Origin of the sequence: Agromyces binzhouensis, from assembly GCF_004135055.1 — a bacterium.
GTDB lineage: Bacteria > Actinomycetota > Actinomycetes > Actinomycetales > Microbacteriaceae > Agromyces > Agromyces binzhouensis.
On record NZ_SDPL01000586.1, the window covers coordinates 1 to 1,450 of the forward strand.

The window sequence follows — 1,450 nt, forward strand, 5'->3', positions numbered from 1 at the left end:
CGGGGCGCTCCGGCGCGCCTGCGGCTAGCGTGGTCGCGTGGTCGATGAGCGAGCGGATGGCGCTGCCGCGCCCGGCACCGCCGACGACGTGCCGCACGAGGAGCCGTCGCTCCCGCTGCACGGGGTCGGACCGTGGCCCGGCGGCCGCGAAGCATGGCCCGACGATGCCCGCTACGACCCCGAACTGCTCGAGCACGGCGACCGCCGGAACGTCGTGGACCGCTACCGGTACTGGTCGCTCGACGCGATCGTCGCCGACCTCGACACCCGGCGGCATCCGTTCCACGTCGCCATCGAGAACTGGCAGCACGACCTCAACATCGGCTCCATCGTGCGCACGGCGAACGCCTTCGCGGCCGAGACGGTGCACATCATCGGCCGCCGGCGCTGGAATCGACGTGGCGCGATGGTCACCGACCGGTACCAGCACCTCATGCACCATCCCGACGTGTCCGACTTCACCGACTGGGCGCGGGCCCAGGGGCTGCCGGTCGTCGCCGTCGACAACGTCGAGGGCTCGGAGCCCGTCGACCTCGTCGAGCTGCCCGAGCGGTGCGTGCTGCTCTTCGGGCAGGAGGGCCCCGGCCTGAGCGAGGAGGCGCTGGCCGCCTCCGATCGCGTCGTCGAGATCACGCAGTACGGGTCGACCCGATCGATCAACGCGAGCGCGGCCGCCGCGATCGTCATGCACGAATGGGTGCGGCGGCACGCACGTCCGTGACGCGGCGCGCGGGCCGCGTGCGCCCGGCTCGGCCCGCCCAATTCGATTGGCCACGCGGACAAGAGCGGCCTACCATCGGAGGATGGCCACCCGACTGGACCCCGCCGAGCGCCGCGAGCAGATCATCGCCGCGACGCTCCGCCTGGTCGCCCGCGACGGCTTCGCGCGCGTCACGCTCCGCGACGTGGCCGCCGAGGTCGGGGTGGTCCACGGCCTCATCCGCCACTACTTCGCCACGCGCGAGCAGCTCGTCGCCGCGGCGTTCGACGCCGCCGTGCTCGCCGAGGCAGCCGAGGACGAGGAGCTCGCGACACGGCTCGAGCCGATCCCCGCGCTCGCCGACTGGCTCTCGACGACCCCGCGCGACCACTACTTCGTCTGGATCGACGCGTGGAGCGAGGCGCCGCGCAACCCCGAGCTGCACGCGTCGCTCACGCGCCACCATCGCGAGTCCGACGCTCGCCTCGCCGGGATCATCCGACGCATCGTCGCGGCCGGCGACGGCACGAGCTCCGACCCGGAGGCCGACGCACGGACCCTCACGGCGCTCATCGACGGACTCGCGGTGCAGCACCATGCCCTCGGGCTCATCGACGAGGCGGAGGCCGACCGGATCGCCTTCCGCACGGCCGAGGCGCGGCTGGGGCTCGAAGCCGGCGTGCTCGTCCGCTCGCGCGCCACGCCCGACCGGAGCCGCTGGGCCGTGACGCACTGAGCCGGGCCGCCCGG

2 protein-coding genes are annotated in these 1,450 nt (G+C 73.9%); both read left to right on the forward strand.

The features are described 5' to 3' along the window. Window positions 1-88 precede the first annotated feature (88 nt). A complete protein-coding gene (locus ESO86_RS16915; protein ID WP_129235956.1) occupies window positions 89-721 on the forward strand; it encodes a TrmH family RNA methyltransferase in 633 nt (210 codons plus the stop codon). A gap of 82 nt (window positions 722-803) precedes the next feature. Continuing rightward, window positions 804-1,436: a TetR/AcrR family transcriptional regulator gene (locus ESO86_RS16920; RefSeq protein ID WP_129235955.1), complete on the forward strand. Its 633-nt coding sequence runs from the start codon at window positions 804-806 to the stop codon at window positions 1,434-1,436. Window positions 1,437-1,450 lie beyond the last annotated feature (14 nt).

Excerpts from the sequence above, each read along its gene's own strand:
- ESO86_RS16920 (WP_129235955.1), top strand. The coding sequence starts at position 804 with ATGGCCACCCGACTGGACCCCGCCGAGCGCCGCGAGCAGATCATCGCC.